The 14,609-nt window shown below is 69.4% G+C and carries 13 protein-coding genes; 7 read left to right on the top strand and 6 right to left on the bottom strand.

All coding sequences use genetic code 11. The features are described 5' to 3' along the window. The first annotated feature begins 4 nt into the window (after positions 1–4). From ABZX61_RS03515 to ABZX61_RS03505, 3 genes are read left to right on the top strand one after another with little or no spacing between them, the layout of a single operon-like run. Positions 5–826 (top strand): carbohydrate ABC transporter permease, encoded by an 822-nt coding sequence (locus tag ABZX61_RS03515; RefSeq protein ID WP_192790434.1) that lies wholly within the window; start codon positions 5–7, stop codon positions 824–826. A gap of 2 nt (positions 827–828) precedes the next feature. Further along, positions 829–1,104, top strand: coding sequence for a DUF2160 family membrane protein (locus tag ABZX61_RS03510; RefSeq protein WP_350728620.1), 276 nt, complete (start codon positions 829–831; stop codon positions 1,102–1,104). Between the two features lie 18 nt (positions 1,105–1,122). After that, a complete protein-coding gene (locus tag ABZX61_RS03505; protein WP_355191192.1) occupies positions 1,123–2,892 on the top strand; it encodes an ABC transporter substrate-binding protein in 1,770 nt (589 codons plus the stop codon). 116 nt (positions 2,893–3,008) lie between these two features. Here ABZX61_RS03505 and ABZX61_RS03500 read toward each other — a convergent pair whose 3' ends face one another. The 6 genes from ABZX61_RS03500 to ABZX61_RS03475 all read right to left on the bottom strand — a co-directional run bounded on the left by ABZX61_RS03500 (position 3,009) and on the right by ABZX61_RS03475 (position 9,639). After that, positions 3,009–4,046: a dienelactone hydrolase family protein gene (locus ABZX61_RS03500; protein ID WP_355191190.1), complete on the bottom strand. Its 1,038-nt coding sequence runs from the start codon at positions 4,044–4,046 to the stop codon at positions 3,009–3,011. Then, on the bottom strand, positions 4,036–5,316 hold the full coding sequence (locus tag ABZX61_RS03495; RefSeq protein ID WP_355191188.1) for a Gfo/Idh/MocA family oxidoreductase: 1,281 nt from the start codon (positions 5,314–5,316) through the stop codon (positions 4,036–4,038). The genes ABZX61_RS03500 and ABZX61_RS03495 overlap by 11 nt, the downstream gene beginning before the upstream one ends. Positions 5,317–5,325: 9 nt before the next feature. Beyond that, on the bottom strand, positions 5,326–6,609 hold the full coding sequence (locus ABZX61_RS03490; RefSeq protein ID WP_355191186.1) for an extracellular solute-binding protein: 1,284 nt from the start codon (positions 6,607–6,609) through the stop codon (positions 5,326–5,328). A gap of 46 nt (positions 6,610–6,655) precedes the next feature. Next, complete coding sequence (locus ABZX61_RS03485) at positions 6,656–7,522, bottom strand: carbohydrate ABC transporter permease (RefSeq protein ID WP_355191184.1); 867 nt, start codon at positions 7,520–7,522, stop codon at positions 6,656–6,658. After that, positions 7,506–8,471: a sugar ABC transporter permease gene (locus ABZX61_RS03480; protein WP_355191182.1), complete on the bottom strand. Its 966-nt coding sequence runs from the start codon at positions 8,469–8,471 to the stop codon at positions 7,506–7,508. The genes ABZX61_RS03485 and ABZX61_RS03480 overlap by 17 nt, the downstream gene beginning before the upstream one ends. A gap of 214 nt (positions 8,472–8,685) precedes the next feature. Further along, a complete protein-coding gene (locus ABZX61_RS03475; RefSeq protein WP_355191180.1) occupies positions 8,686–9,639 on the bottom strand; it encodes a LacI family DNA-binding transcriptional regulator in 954 nt (317 codons plus the stop codon). 179 nt (positions 9,640–9,818) lie between these two features. On the opposite strand from ABZX61_RS03475, the gene ABZX61_RS03470 reads away from it, so the two are divergent. The 4 genes from ABZX61_RS03470 to ABZX61_RS03455 are packed head-to-tail and all read left to right on the top strand — an operon-like array spanning position 9,819 to position 14,561. Beyond that, positions 9,819–10,709, top strand: a complete 891-nt coding sequence (locus ABZX61_RS03470; RefSeq protein ID WP_355191178.1) for an NAD(P)-dependent oxidoreductase — start codon at positions 9,819–9,821, stop codon at positions 10,707–10,709. Then, on the top strand, positions 10,706–11,578 hold the full coding sequence (locus ABZX61_RS03465; protein ID WP_355191176.1) for a 5-dehydro-4-deoxyglucarate dehydratase: 873 nt from the start codon (positions 10,706–10,708) through the stop codon (positions 11,576–11,578). Before ABZX61_RS03470 ends, ABZX61_RS03465 begins: the two co-directional genes overlap by 4 nt. Continuing rightward, a complete protein-coding gene (locus tag ABZX61_RS03460) occupies positions 11,575–12,630 on the top strand; it encodes a mandelate racemase/muconate lactonizing enzyme family protein (protein ID WP_355191174.1) in 1,056 nt (351 codons plus the stop codon). Before ABZX61_RS03465 ends, ABZX61_RS03460 begins: the two co-directional genes overlap by 4 nt. Next, complete coding sequence (locus tag ABZX61_RS03455) at positions 12,627–14,561, top strand: DUF6807 family protein (protein ID WP_355191172.1); 1,935 nt, start codon at positions 12,627–12,629, stop codon at positions 14,559–14,561. Before ABZX61_RS03460 ends, ABZX61_RS03455 begins: the two co-directional genes overlap by 4 nt. Positions 14,562–14,609: the final 48 nt, after the last annotated feature.

Below are 14,609 nucleotides of genomic sequence, written 5' to 3'. Positions count from 1 at the left end.
CCCGATGGCCAGACGCACCGAGCGGCGACTGCCCTGGGCACGGACGGTCTTCTGGCTGTACGTGGCCACGCTGATGCTGCCGCTGCTGTGGATGTTCGGCATGTCGATCCGGCCGAACGAGGACATCCTCGGCAGTTTCTCGCTCATCCCGCAGCGCGTGACGTTCGACAACTACGCCACTTTCTTCTCCGACTCCTCCTGGTATTCGAGCTACCTGAACTCCATCATCTACACCTCGATGAACGCGGTGATGTCGCTCGTCGTGGCGCTGCCGGCGGCGTACGCGTTCTCGCGGTTCCGTTTCGCCGGGGACAAGCATCTGTTCTTCTGGCTCCTGACGAACCGCATGGCGCCGCCGGCGGTGTTCCTGCTGCCGTTCTTCCAGATTTACCAGAGTGTCGGGCTCTTCGACACGCACCTCGGCGTCGCCATCGCGCACATGCTCTTCAACGTGCCGCTCGCCGTGTGGATACTCGAGGGCTTCATGTCGGGAATTCCCCGGGAAATAGACGAGACCGCGGCGATCGACGGCTATTCGCTGCCGCGTTTCTTCATTCGTATATTCCTGCCGATGATCCGGTCCGCGATCGGCGTGACGCTGTTCTTCTGCTTCATGTTCAGCTGGGTCGAGCTGCTGATCGCCAGGACGATCACCTCGGTGAACGCCAAACCGATCGCCGCCACGATGACGCGGACGGTGAGCGCGGCAGGCGTGGACTGGGCGCTGCTGGCGACGGCGGGCGTGCTCACCATCGTCCCCGGCGCGATCGTCATCTGGTTCGTCCGCAACTACATAGCCAAGGGATTCACCATGGGGAGGGTCTAGGGATGCTGGAGTGGATGGTCTGGACCGTCCCGACGGCCCTGGTGTTCGCCGGGCTCGCCCTGCTGCTGGTCGTCATGGCGGTCTGGGCCCGCGTCTCCCCTCCCGTGGCCAGGCGCGGCTTCCTGCGCATCGAGACCGACCGTGGCGACCGGCTCTACATCGGCCTGATCAGCGCGGCCGTCGTGCTGGCCGGCTGGATAGCTGTCACCGACCTGTCCATGTGGCTCGCACTCGGTTGCGCGCTGCTGGTGGCGGTCGTGATCGGGATATGGGGCTAACAGAGGAGGAGCCGAGCGATGAGGCATCGGGCAGGCAGGTCCGCGGCGGTAGGTCTGGCCGCGCTCGTCCTGGTAGTGGCCGGCTGCACGCAGGGCGCGAAGAAGCCCACGAGTGATTTCAAGGAGTCCGACGGCAAGGCCGCGGCGCAGCGGTGGGTGACGGAGGAGTTCACTCCGAGCACCCTGTCCAAGGACCAGCAGCTGGCGGAGATGGACTGGTTCATCAAGGCCGCGGCGCCGTACCGGGGCATGCAGATCAACGTGGTCTCCGAGACGATCACCACCCACGAGTACGAGTCTCAGACACTGGCCAAGGCGTTCACCGAGATCACCGGGATCAAGATCAAGCACGATCTGATCCAGGAGGGTGACGTCATCGAGAAGCTGCAGACCCAGATCCAGGGCAACCAGAACATCTACGACGCGTACGTCAACGACTCCGACCTCATCGGCACCCACTCGCGCGGCGACTACGTCTTCCCGCTGTCCGACTACATGGCGGGCGAGGGCAAGAACGTCACCTCACCCACGCTCGACCTGGACGACTTCATCGGCATCAGCTTCACCACCGGCCCCGACAAGAAGATCTACCAGCTCCCCGACCAGCAGTTCGCGAACCTGTACTGGTTCCGCTACGACTGGTTCACCGACCCGGAGATCAAGAAGCAGTTCAAGGCCGCGTACGGCTACGACCTGGGCGTCCCGGTCAACTGGGCGGCCTACGAGGACATCGCCGACTTCTTCACCAACAAGATCAACGGCAACGGGACCATCGACGGCAAGAAGGTCTACGGCCACATGGACTACGGCAGGAAGGACCCGTCGCTGGGCTGGCGCTTCACCGACGCCTGGCTGTCCATGGCGGGCAACGGCGACCCCGGCATCCCCAACGGCCTGCCGGTGGACGAATGGGGCATCAGAGTCGAGAACTGCCGCCCGGTCGGCTCGTCGGTCACCCGTGGCGGCGACGTCAACGGCCCCGCGGCGGTCTACGCGCTCACCAAGTACGTGGACTGGCTGAAGAAGTACGCGCCCCGGGAGGCCGCGGGCATGAACTTCAGCGAGGCGGGCCCGGTCCCGGCGCAGGGCAACATCGCCCAGCAGGTCTTCTGGTACACCTCGTTCACGGCCGACATGACCAAGCCGGGCCTGCCGGTCGTCAACAGCGACGGCACACCCAAGTGGCGCATCGCGCCGAGCCCGCACGGCGCCTACTGGAAGCAGGGCAACAAGCTCGGCTACCAGGACGCCGGCTCGTGGACGCTGCTCAAGAACACGCCGCAGGACCGCCGGGCCGCGGCCTGGCTGTACGCGCAGTTCGTCACGTCGAAGTCGGTGTCGCTGAAGAAGTCGATCAAGGGCCTGACGTTCATCCGCGACTCCGACATCCGCAGCGACTTCTTCTCCGAGAACTCCAAGAAGTACGGCGGGCTCATCGAGTTCTACGCCTCGCCGGCCCGCAAGCAGTGGACCCCGACCGGGACGAACGTTCCCGACTATCCCAAGCTCGCCCAGCTCTGGTGGCAGAACGTGGCCACCGCGGTGACCGGTGAGACGACCGCCCAGCAGTCGATGGACAACCTGGCCAAGCAGCAGGACGACATCCTGGCCCGGCTGGAGCGGCGCGGCTACGGCGGCAACTGCGCGCCGAAGCTGAACCCGGAGCGGCCCGCCCAGTACTGGTACGACCAGCCGGGCGCGCCCGCGCCGAAGCTGGCCGACGAGCGGGGCAAGCCGGAGACGCTCGACTACGACAAGCTCATCGCCACCTGGAAGTCGGGGAACTAACCGCTGAGATGGATCCGCAGCGAAGCGAGGACATCCATCTCAGACCGCCGAGCCGGCTCGGCCAATGAACGCAGAGCGCCGCCGCCCGGGGGCAGGTCCCGGGCGGCGGCATTCTCCTAGGCCTTCAACCGCTGAGCCAGCCAGTCGAAGGCCTGCTCCTGCCTGGTCACGTCGAAGCTGTGGGGCACGTCTGCCCACACCGCCTCGTAGGCGTCAGGAGCCTCGCGATAACGTTCCTCGATCATGGTGTGCGCCCGGCGCATGCCCGGCTCGGGGAAGAGCTCGTCGCGCAGGGCGTACTGGACCATGAGCGGCTCGGGCGCGCGGGCGGCCACCAGGTCGGGCCAGTCGCCCAGGCGCGGCAGCCCCGGCGGCCAGAGCATCCAGGTGTGCTTCTCGACGTACCCGTCGATCATGTCGCGGTAGGAGGAGACCATCGCGGCGACCACGACGGCCCTCATGTCAGGGTCGAACGCGCCGAGCAGCGCGGCCCGCAGGCCGCCTCCGGAGAGCCCGACACATCCGACGGTGCCCACGTCGGGCCTCGATCGGAGGTACGCCGCCGCGGCCAGGTCCTCGCCCGCCGTCACGCCCGCGAAGGACGTGCCGAGCGCGGCACAGTACTTGGCGACCACGTGCTCGTGATCCCTGGCCGCCGCGTCGTAAGGGCCGGGCTCGTCGACGCCGAGCGGGAAGCGGCGGCTGCCCCAGGTGAGCACGTCGGGGGCCAGCACCACGAACCCGCGCCGGGCCAGCTCGTTCGCGTACGCGCGACCGCCGTACAGCCGCTCGCGGACCCGCTGGACCTCGAGGGATGGCCCAGGGGAAGGCACGGAGGGACCGTCGGCGATCTTCTCCTTGCCCACCCACTTCATCCCGCCGTGGCAGTGCAGCGCCACGACGCCGGGCAGCGGCCCGGCCGCGTCCCTGGGACGCAGGAGGTAGGCGTGGGTGCGCGGCCCGAACCCCACCGACCAGGAGAGCTCCTCCCCGGCGAGGTCACCGTCCGTCCACGAGCGCTCGACCCGCACGTCACCGGCGGCCAGGTCGAGCACCCCCATCGCGGCACGCGCAGCCCGCCGCAGCTCGGGCCCCGGAAGAGACGGGTACGGCCCGAGCTGCGCGGCGGCGACCTCGGCCAGCTCAGCGAACACGCGTGCCGTCGTCCACCAGGTGCACCGGCTCGCCGGTCGCGGCCGACACGTTGGCCGAGTGGCCGGTCAGCACGCTGCGGATCCCGTCGCGGTAGCCGGCCTGCCGGGCCAGCGGGTCGTCGCCGGGGCCGCGGAAGACGTCGTTCAGCAGCAGCCGGTCGCCGCCGCCGTGGCCGCCGGCGCCGCTCTCGATCGGCACCTCCTCCGCCTCGCTCCAGTGGCGGTGCAGGGTGAGCTTCTCCCAGGAGTCGGTCTTGTGCTTCTTGGAGGCGGAGCTCGGGTCGATGGCCGCGTGCGGCGGGGTCCACGCCCGCTCGACGACCTCCAGCTCCAGCCGCCCGCCCGTGCCGTTGAACGCCACCCGGTAGCCCTCGGCGGGCGCGTAGGCGTTCAGCGCGTAGGTGAGCACGGCGCCGTTGGTGTAGCGGACCATCACCGACATGGTGTCGTCGATGGTGATCCCGTCGCCGAAGACGTCCTGGTCGCGGAGGTAGCCGTCCTCGTGCTCGGCGTCCAGGTAGAGCCGCTTGAGCCGGGGGTCCTTGGAGATGTCCAGGATGAACGGGTCCGTGCCGAGACCCGGGGCGCCCTGGCCCCGCACCGGACGGTCGGTGACGCCGCGCTCGCGGGCGTTCTCCGAGCCGTAGAAGCGCAGGTCGGCCTGGGCGAAGACGGTCTGCGGGGCGGCGGCCAGCCACCAGTTGACCAGGTCGAAGTGGTGGGTGGACTTGTGGACGAGCAGCCCGCCCGAGTTGATCCGCTCGCGGTGCCAGCGGCGGAAGTAGTCGGCGCCGTGGATGGTGTCGAGCGTCCACTCGAAGTGCACGGATGTCACCCGGCCGATCGCGCCCTCCTGCAGCAGGCGGCGCACGGCCGAGTTACGCGGCGAGTAGCGGTAGTTGAACGTGACGATCAGCTTGCCCCTGCTGCGCTCGGCCGCCTCGGCGATGGCCGCGCAGCCCTCGGCGTCGACGGTCAGCGGCTTCTCCACGATGACGTCGCGCCCGGCGTCGAGCGCCGCGCACACGTACCGGGCGTGCGTGGCGTCGACGGTGGTGACAATGACCGCGTCGGCGAGCTCGAGCACCTTGTCGAACTCATCGGGCGCGAAGCGCGGCACCTCGTGACCGATCCGCTCGACGTAGTAGTCCATGCGGGTCCGGTTCGTGTCGCACAGGGCGACGATGGTGCCGGCGTCGCGCCACTCCCCGAGCAGCGCGTCGACATACATCTGCGCACGGTGCCCGAGCCCGACGAACGCGTACTTCATGTCTCTCCTTTAGCCTGCGATCGAGGCGTTGGCCTCGGTGATGAACTTCTGCGCGGCGTCGTCGGGGGTCATCCTGCCGAACAGGACCTCCTCGGAGTAGCGCGTGAGGATGTCTTCCATGGCGCTGGCGCCCTTCGGCGGAGCGGCCGGCGGGTCGGCCAGCTCACCCTTGACCTTGTCGAGGAACTCCAGCGTCTTCTTGTCCGTGGGCGGCAGCTTGTCCTTCACCGCCGCCAGCACCTTGGAGCTGGCCGGCAGGCCGCGGTCGCTGAGGATGATCCCGCCCGCCTCAGGGTCGTTGATCATGAAGTCGATGAACTTGGCGGCCTCGGCCGCGTGCTCGGACTTCGACGAGGCGGTGTAGAACATCGCGGGCTGCAGGAACATGCCGCCGGTGGTGGCGCCCGGCAGCTTCGGCATCCGGAGCAGGTCCACGTCCTTGCCGGACTTCTTGGCGATGCCGCCGAGCTGGTTGCTCCACCACATGCCCATCGCGCCGGTGCCGGTGGCCAGCAGCGACTGGTCCACGCTCTGGGCGCCGATCTCGGCGGTCTTGGCGGCGTCGGGCGAGCCCTTGGTCTTGATCAGGTTCTGGTGGGTGGCCCACCAGGCCTTGATCGTCTCGGGCGAGACGCCGATCTTGTTGCCGTTGTAGAAGGGCTCGCCCTTCTGCGCGGCGAAGATCTGGAGGTAGGCCGGGTTGAAGCTCTGCTGCGTGCCGTAGATCTTCCCGGCGCTCTTCTCGCTGACCTTCGACGCCAGGTTGACGTAGTCGTCCCACGTCCACTTGGTGTCGTCGGGGAGCTTCTGCCCCGCGGCCTCCAGCTCGGTCGGGCTGACGACCAGGGAGAAGGCGTTGACGCCGGTGGGGATGGCGAACTGCTTGCCGTCGATGGCGCCGGTGGCCAGCACCTTGGGGTCGATGTCGCCGGTGTTGACCGAGCTGGCCAGGTCGGCCAGCGTGCCGCGGTCGGCGTACTCGCGCAGGCCGCGGATCTCGAGGGTGATGACGTCCGGCGCGTCACTGGCCGCCACCTTCGTGGACAGCGACTCGTAGTATGCCGCGAAGTCGGAGAACTCGCCCTCGACGTCGATGGTCGGGTTCTTGGCCTCGAACTTCTTGATCGCCTCTTCGGTCATCTGCTGCCGCGCGGCGCTCCCCCAGTAGGAGAAGCGCAGCTTGACCTTGCCATCGGCGCTTTCGCCGCCGCTGCCGCTGCCGCAGGCCGCGGTGACCGCCAGCATCGCGGTGGCGAGCAATGCCGCCGACCACACCTTCTTGCCAGAGCTCACGGCTCTACCTCCTAGGGGTTTTCCTCTTGTTGGGGGGTGGACGGAACTACTTCAGCCCCGTCGTGGCCACGCCACGGATCAGGTACTTCTGGCCGGCCAGGAAGAAGCCGAAGATGGGACCGAGCGCGATGATCGACATGGCGAACATGGGTCCCCATTGCGAGTCGCTGCTGGCGTCCAGGAACGTGCGCAGCGCGACCGGGACGGTGAAGTTGTCCGGGTTGTTGAGGTAAAGGAGCTGGCTGAGGAAGTCGTTCCACGTCCAGATGAACGTGAAGATCGCGGTCGTGGCCAGCGCGGGCAGGCAGAGCGGCATGACCACTCTGATGAAGATGCGCCAATAGCCCGCTCCGTCGATCTCGGCCGCCTCGTCCAGCTCCCTCGGCAGCGTACGGATGAACTGCACCATGAGGAAGACGAAGAACGCGTCCGTCGCCAGCACCTTGGGCATCACCAGCGGCCAGATCGTGTTGATCAGGTCGAGCTTCGAGAACATGATGTACTGCGGCACGATCACGACGTGGTGGGGCAGCATGATCGTGCCCAGCATGATGGCGAACCAGAGCTTCTTCAGCGGGAAGTTCAGCCGGGCGAAGGCGTAGGCCGCCAGCGAGCAGGCCACCAGGTTGGCCACCACGGACAGCGCGGTGACGACCGCGGAGTTCCACAGGTAGTAGCCGAAGGGGTGCTTCAGCGCCGTCCAGCCCTCGGTGTAGTTGTCGAAGGTGACCTGGCTGGGCCACAGCCCCGGCTCCCGGAAGATCAGCTCCTCCGGCTTGAGCGAGCTGGAGATCATCCAGAGCAGCGGATAGAGCATGACCAGGCCGAAGCCGATCAGCAGGATGTGCTTGACCACCGGCCCGCCCTTGAGGGGGCGGAACAGCACCGGGAGCGGCCTACTTGGTGTCGCCATAGAAGACCCAATACTTAGACGCGAGGAAGTTCACTCCGGTCAGGGCGGCGATGATGAGCAGCAGGATCCACGCCATCGCCGCGGCGTAGCCCATGTCGTAGCTCTTGAACCCCTTCAGATAGAGGTAGAGCGTGTAGAAGAGGGTGGAGTCGGCCGGGCCGCCCTTGCCGTTGCTGACGATGAACGCCTGCGTGAACGACTGGAACGACTTGATCACCTCGAGCACGAGGTTGAAGAAGATGATCGGCGTCAGCAGCGGCAGCGTGATCGAGCGGAACTGGCGCAGCGTCCCGGCGCCGTCCACCGCCGCCGCCTCGTAGTAGCTGCTGGGGATCTGGCGCAACCCGGCGAGGAAGATGATCATCGGGGCGCCGAACGTCCACACGTGCAGGAGGATCAGCGTGCCCAGCGCCGTGTCGGGGTCGCCGACCCAGCCGGGCCCCTGGATGCCGAAGATCGACAGCGCCGCGTTGACCAGGCCGTCGGCGCCGAAGACCTTGCGCCACAGGATCGCGATCGCGACGCTGCCGCCCAGCAGCGAGGGCAGGTAGAAGATCGAGCGGTAGAACGACAGCCCGCGCAGCCCCCGGTCGAGCACCAGGGCCAGCCCCAGTGCGAAGGCCAGCTGCAGCGGGACCGACACGACCACGTAGATCGTGGTCACCTTCAGCGAGGACATGAACCTTTCGTCCTCGGTGAACATCTTGATGTAGTTGTCCAGCCCGACCCACTTGGCCTCCTTGAGGAGGCTGTAGTCGGTGAAGGACAGGTAGAGCGAGGCGATGATCGGGCCGACCGTGATGACAAGCAGGCCGACGAACCAGGGCGCCAGGAACAGGTAGGCGGCCCTGGCCTCGCGGCGGGCGCGTAGGGAGCGGGGTCCGCCTCCGCCGGCCTGCGTGGCCGGTTCGCGCGGGGCTTGGGTCTTCACCGCCACCGTGTCAGCCATGACGGAACTCATTCGTCATTCACGGACCTTCCGGCGAGATGTGAATGGATAGCGCTTTCCTATAGCTGGCGGGAAAGTTACGTCAACCCTTTGCAGACGTTACATAGCCGTTACCGATATATCGTTACGACGTTTTCCCTGGTAGAGAGCCTGCCCGTCCGAGAAGTCAGATGAATTCGCTGCTCAGTTAGTACAACCGTTTGCAGCCGACCCGCTACCGTGGCGGAGCGGTGGAGTCCCTGATCACCAGGCGCGTCTCCAGCGAGGTGGTGGCCGTGACCTCCTGGATGAGCAGATCCACGGCGAGCCGGCCGGCCGCGGCGGTGGGCATGGCGACAGTGGTGAGCTTGGGGCGGTTCAGCCGTCCGGAGACGATGTCGTCGATCCCGACCACGCTGACGTCCCGCGGCACGCTCAGCCCCAGGTCGCCGAGCCCCTCGATGAGCCCGATCGCCACCAGGTCGTTGTAGGCGAGCACGCCGGTCGCCCCGGAGTCCCGCACCCGCCGCGCGGCGGCGAGCCCGCCCCGCTCGGTGGGCGCGTTGGGGCCGATGACGACCAGCTCGACGCCCTCCACCTGTTCGGCGGCCGTACGGATCTCCGCGCTGGTCCACGAGCCGGCCGGGCCCGACACGAGCGCCACGCGGCGGTGCCCGAGCCCGGTCAGGTGCTCGACCGCCAGCCTGGCCCCGTGGCCGACGTCCATCAGGACCGTGGCGGCGCCGCGCAGCCGCCGGTTGATCACCACGAACGGCACCCGCGCGGCCAGCCGTTCCAGCGCCTTGTTGGACGAGCGCGGGCTGCACAGCACCAGGCCGTCCACCTGTTTGGAGAACGCCTGCACCAGCTCCTCCTCGGTGGCCGCCTCCTCGTCGGTGTCGGCCACGAACAGGTGGTAGTCGCGCTGCCGGGCCGCCGAGTGGGCCGCCTTGATCAGCGGGGGGAAGAACGGATTGGCGATGTCGGCCACAATCAGGCCGAGGTTGTGGGTGCGGCCCGTCGTGAGCGCCCTGGCCGCCCGGTTGGGGCGGTATCCCAGCTCCTCGGCCACCGCGAGCACCCTGGTACGGGTGGCCGTGTTCACCATGTGCGGTGCGGAGAACGTCCGCGACACGGTCGATACATGGACACCGGAAGCCCGGGCCACATCACGAATCGTCACTGTCACAGTCGCCCACCCTAACGCAACCGCTTGCAGAATCCCTGAGTACCATGAAAGCGCTTGCCGCGCTCCTGCCTCAGAAAACCCCTGTTCCAGCGCGGGGGGCGAAATCACCTCTTGACGACCTCGCCTCGAGGACACAAAGGTTTAGTGCAACTGTTTGCAGTCTTGAAGGAGCCCCCACGGTGAGCAGAGTCCTCGTCACCGGAAGCGCAGGACGCCTCGGCCGTAGCGTGGTCACCACGCTCGCGGCGGCCGGGCACGAGGTCATCGGCGTCGACCGAACGCCCGGCACGCCATCCGAGGCCGCGATGGCCTTACCGGCCGATCTCACGGACACGGGCGAGACCTTCGAGGTCATCGCCAGGTTCCGGCCCGAGACCGTGATCCATCTGGCCGCGATCGCGACCCCGTTCAGCCTCCCGGAATCGGTGATCTTCAAGGTCAACACCCAGCTCGCGTTCAACGTCTGCGAGGCGTCCGTCGCGCTGGGGGTGCCGGGCGTGGTGGTGGCCAGCAGCCCCACCGTCATCGGGTACGGCGCCCCCGGCGGCTGGGCGCCCGCGTACCTGCCGATCGACGAGGACCACCCGGTGCGCCCGTGGAACGCGTACAACCTGTCCAAGGTCACGGCAGAGCAGACCATGAAGGCGTTCGCGCTGGCCGGGACGACCAAGATGGCCGCGATCAGGCCGTGCTTCGTCATCCCGCCCGAGGAGTGGGCGGGCGCGCCCACCCAGTCGGGCCACACGGTGCGTGAGCGCCTCGACCGGCCGGAGCTGGGCGGGGTCTCGCTGTTCAACTACATCGACGCCCGCGACTGCGCCGACATGATCACGGTGCTGGCCGGGGCCCTGCCCGAGCTGCCCAACGGCGAGGTGTTCTTCGCCGGGGCCGCGGACGCGCTGGCCCGCAAGCCGCTCGCCGACCTGCTGCCCCAGGTCGTGCCCGGCACCGAACCGTTCGCCGCCGGCCTCACCGGCACCACCCCCGCCTTCTCGATCACCAAGGCAGAGCGCCTGCTCGGCTGGCAGCCCAAGCGGAGCTGGCGTACCGAACTGAAGGAAGCTGAATGAACCTGAGCGGTGTGCTGTTCTTCCCCGTGACCCCCTTCGACGCCGACGGCCGGCTCGCCGAGGAGGTGCTGGCCGAGCACATCCGGCAGGGCATGGAGCACGGCCCCGGCGGCGTGTTCGTGGCGTGCGGCACCGGCGAGTTCTCGGCGCTGTCGGAGGCCGAGCACGCGCGGGCGGTGCGGGTGGCGGCCGAGGTCGTGGGCGGGCGGGTGCCGGTGTTCGCGGGCGCGGGCGGCCCGCTCGGCACGGCGCTGAACCAGGCGCGGGCGGCTCGCGAGGCGGGCGCCGACGGGCTGCTGCTCATGCCGCCGTACCTGGCCCAGGGGCCGGGGCACGGCTTCGCCGCCTACGTGGCCGCGGTGGCCGCGGAGCTGCCGGCGATCGTCTACCAGCGGGGCTCCGTGGTGCTGGAGCCGGAGGCCGTGGTGGAGCTGGCCGGGATCCCCGGGGTGATCGGGCTCAAGGACGGCGTCGGCGACATCGACCGGATGCAGCGGATCGTGCTGGCGGTGCGGGAGGCGTACCCGGACTTCCTGTTCTTCAACGGGCTGCCGACGGCCGAGCTGACTATGCCCGCCTACCGGGGCATCGGCGTGGAGCTGTACTCCAGCGCGGTGTTCGCGTTCGCGCCGGAGATCGCGCTGGCCTATCTGAACGGTGACGAGCGGCTGCTCACCGGGTTCTACGCCCCGCTCGTACGGCTGCGCGGCAAGGTCCCCGGCTACCCGGTCGCCCTGGTCAAGGCCGGGGTACGGCTGCGCGGCCTGGACGTGGGCGCCGTCCGCCCGCCGCTGGTCGAGCCGACCGACGAGCACCTGGAGGAGCTGGAGGCGCTGATCAAGACGGGGCTGGAGCTGGCCGCGTCATGACGATCGCCGACCTGCGCACCTCGCTGCGGACGGCCCCGCTGCCGCGGCCCTGGGGCGCGGACGTGCCGGCCAACCACGTGGTCGTGTGCGAGGTCACGCTGGAGGACGGGCGGACCGGCACCGGGTTCTCGTGGACGCCGCAGATCGGGGCGCACGCCGTGCGGGCGCTGCTCGACCACGACCTGCGGGAGGCGCTGATCGGGCTGCCCGCGCACCCCGAGGTGGTGTGGGACCGGCTGTGGCGGCACCTGCGCGAGGCGGGGCCCGGCGGGATCACCACGATCGCGCTGGCCGGGATCGACCTGGCGTTGTGGGACCTGCGCTGCGGTGACAGCGGCCTGACCGACGTGCTGGGCCGCCGGCGTGACGAGGTCCCGGTCTACGGCAGCGGCGTCAACCTGCACTACCCGCTGGAGGAGCTGGTGGAGCAGGCGCGGCGCTGGGTGGCGGCCGGGTACCGGGGGGTCAAGATCAAGGTGGGCCGGCCCGAGCTGGCGGAGGACGTGGCCAGGGTGGCCGCCGTGCGCGAGGTGATCGGGCCCGACCGGCTGCTGATGATCGACGCCAACCAGCGGTGGGACCTGCACCGGGCCAGGCGGGCTCTTTCCGCGTTGCGGGAGTTCGGGCTGCACTGGATCGAGGAGCCGCTGCCCGCCGACGACGTGGCCGCGCACGTGGAGCTGCGGCGCTCCATCGACGTGCCGGTGGCAGTCGGGGAGAACGTCTACACCACCTACGGCTTCCGTGACCTGCTCGCGGCCGGGGCGTGCGACATCGTCCAGCCGAACGTGGTGCGGGTCGGCGGGATCACGCCGTTCCTGCGGATCGTGGAGCTGGCCAGGACGTACGACGTGCCGGTCTATCCGCATCTGCTGAGCGAGGTGTCCGGGCAGCTCGCGCTGGCCCTGCCGCTGCCGGTCATGGCGGAGGACGTGGAGGACGCCTCGTTCGCGGCCCTCGGGCTGCTGGCGGAGCCGTACCCGGTGCAGATTTCCGACGGGGTCCTGCGGGCGGGCGCGCACGCGGGGCTCGGACTGAGGTGGTCGCGATGAAGGTGGTACTCGCTGGTGCGCACGGCCATGGGCGGCACCATCTGGGCAATCTGCGCAGGCTGGCCGACCAGGGGCTGATCGAGCTGGCCGGGATCTGCGACGTGGTGCCCGTCGAAGTGGACTTCGGCTCGCCGCTGCAGTCGCCCGACCTGGGCGAGCTGCTCGCGAAGACCGGCGCGGAGATCACGGTCATCTGCACGCCGATCCACACGCACGCCGACCTCGCGGTGACCGCTCTGCACGCGGGATCCCACGTGCTGCTGGAGAAGCCGCCCGCGGCGAGCCCTTCCGCGCACGCCCGGATCGCCGCGGCGGTGGCGGAGACGGGGCTGGCCTGCCAGGTCGGCTTCCAGTCGCTGGGCTCGGCGGCGGTCCCCGCGCTGCGCTCGCTGATCGCCGACGGCACCATCGGGCGCGTGCGCGGCATCGGCGGCGCGGGCGCCTGGGAGCGGCCCTCGTCCTACTTCACCAGGTCGGCCTGGTCGGGCAAGCGCCGGCTCGACGGCGTGGACGTGGTGGACGGCGCGCTGACGAACCCGTTCGCGCACGCCGTCGCGACCGCGCTCGCCCTGGTGGACGGCCCTGTCGCGGAGATCGAGGCCGAGCTCTACCACGCCCATCCGATCGAGTCGGACGACACGTCCTGCCTGCGGATCCGTCTCGACGACGGCTTCGTGATCACGATCGCGGTGACGCTCTGCGCGACCGGCCGGAGCGAGCCGTACCTGGTCGTGCACGGCGACGCGGGCCGCGCCACGCTCGTCTACACGCAGGACCGGCTCAAGGTCGAGCTGCCGGACGGCACGGTCACGACGACCGCGTACGAGCGCACCGACCTGCTGGAGAACCTCATCGACCATGTCCGCACGGGCGCCGAGCTGATGGTGCCGCTGTCCGCCACGGAGACGTTCACGCAGGTGCTGGACGCGGTGCGGCTGGCTCCCGAGCCGCTGCCGATCCCGGAGCGCTACCAGGACGTCAAGCGGGACGCCGCGTCGGGCGAGGTCACGCACCGGTTCCTGCCGGGTGTCGCCGACCTGACGGCCCGCAGCGCCGAGACGCTGTCGCTCTACTCGGAGCTGGACGTCCCGTGGACCCGGGTGGAGCTGCTGGCCTCCGGGCGGGCGGTGGCCTCGTACGAGCTGCGGCCCGACCTGCCGTCCACCGACTCCCCGCGGCCCTACCTCCACGGGGTGCGGACGCTGGGCGGCGTCGAGGTCACCGAGGTGCGTCCCGAGGACCACGTGCACCACCTCGGGGTCGGGGTGGCGATCTCCGACCTGGGCGGGGCGAACTTCTGGGGCGGCCGCACGTACGTCAAGGACCAGGGGCCCGCCTGGCTGGACGATCACGGCAGGCAGCGGCACCTGTCGTTCTCCCGGCTCGACGACTCCGGCTTCGTCGAGCACCTGGAGTGGGCGGGGCCTGGCGGGCGGCTGGTGGCGCGCGAGGAGCGGACCGTGACGGCCCGGCCGTTCGGGGACTTCTGGGCGCTGGACTTCGCGTTCACGCTCACCAACCTCACCGGCGCGCCGCTGGAGGTCCGGAGCTCGGCCACCAAGGGGCGCGTGGGCGCGGGGTACGGCGGCTTCTTCTGGCGCGCCCCCGGCACCTCCACCGCCCGGATCGCGCTCCCCGGGGACGAGGAGGCCGTGCACGGCAGCCGCGACCCCTGGGTCGCCCTGTCCGGCACCACGCCGGAGGGGCGGGATTGGACGCTCGTCTTCGTGCAGTCGGACGGCGACCCGTGGTTCGTGCGGGTCGAGCACTATCCGGGGGTCGGGCAGGCGCTGGCCTGGGACCGGCCGCTCGTCGTCGAGGACACGCTGACCAGGCGGGTCGTGACGGCGGTAGTGGACGGCAGGCTCGACGCCGCCGCCGCGTCCGCGCTGGCGGACACGGTACGCGAAGCGACACCGGCCCTTCGGTAAGCCCTCACTCGGCGTTTCCTGGCGGTTACGCGTTCGGTGGCTAGGGTG

It is taken from the genome of Nonomuraea sp. NPDC003709 (assembly GCF_040610775.1).
Classification (GTDB): Bacteria; Actinomycetota; Actinomycetes; order Streptosporangiales; family Streptosporangiaceae; genus Nonomuraea; species Nonomuraea angiospora_A.
Note: the sequence above shows the minus strand (reverse complement) of the source record. Positions and strands in the feature narration are given on the sequence as shown.

Excerpts from the sequence above, each read along its gene's own strand:
- ABZX61_RS03480 (WP_355191182.1), bottom strand. The coding sequence starts at position 8,471 with ATGGCTGACACGGTGGCGGTGAAGACCCAAGCCCCGCGCGAACCGGCC.
- ABZX61_RS03510 (WP_350728620.1), top strand. The coding sequence starts at position 829 with ATGCTGGAGTGGATGGTCTGGACCGTCCCGACGGCCCTGGTGTTCGCC.
- ABZX61_RS03495 (WP_355191188.1), bottom strand. The coding sequence starts at position 5,316 with ATGAAGTACGCGTTCGTCGGGCTCGGGCACCGTGCGCAGATGTATGTC.
- ABZX61_RS03505 (WP_355191192.1), top strand. The coding sequence starts at position 1,123 with ATGAGGCATCGGGCAGGCAGGTCCGCGGCGGTAGGTCTGGCCGCGCTC.
- ABZX61_RS03455 (WP_355191172.1), top strand. The coding sequence starts at position 12,627 with ATGAAGGTGGTACTCGCTGGTGCGCACGGCCATGGGCGGCACCATCTG.
- ABZX61_RS03515 (WP_192790434.1), top strand. The coding sequence starts at position 5 with ATGGCCAGACGCACCGAGCGGCGACTGCCCTGGGCACGGACGGTCTTC.
- ABZX61_RS03485 (WP_355191184.1), bottom strand. The coding sequence starts at position 7,522 with ATGGCGACACCAAGTAGGCCGCTCCCGGTGCTGTTCCGCCCCCTCAAG.
- ABZX61_RS03460 (WP_355191174.1), top strand. The coding sequence starts at position 11,575 with ATGACGATCGCCGACCTGCGCACCTCGCTGCGGACGGCCCCGCTGCCG.
- ABZX61_RS03465 (WP_355191176.1), top strand. The coding sequence starts at position 10,706 with ATGAACCTGAGCGGTGTGCTGTTCTTCCCCGTGACCCCCTTCGACGCC.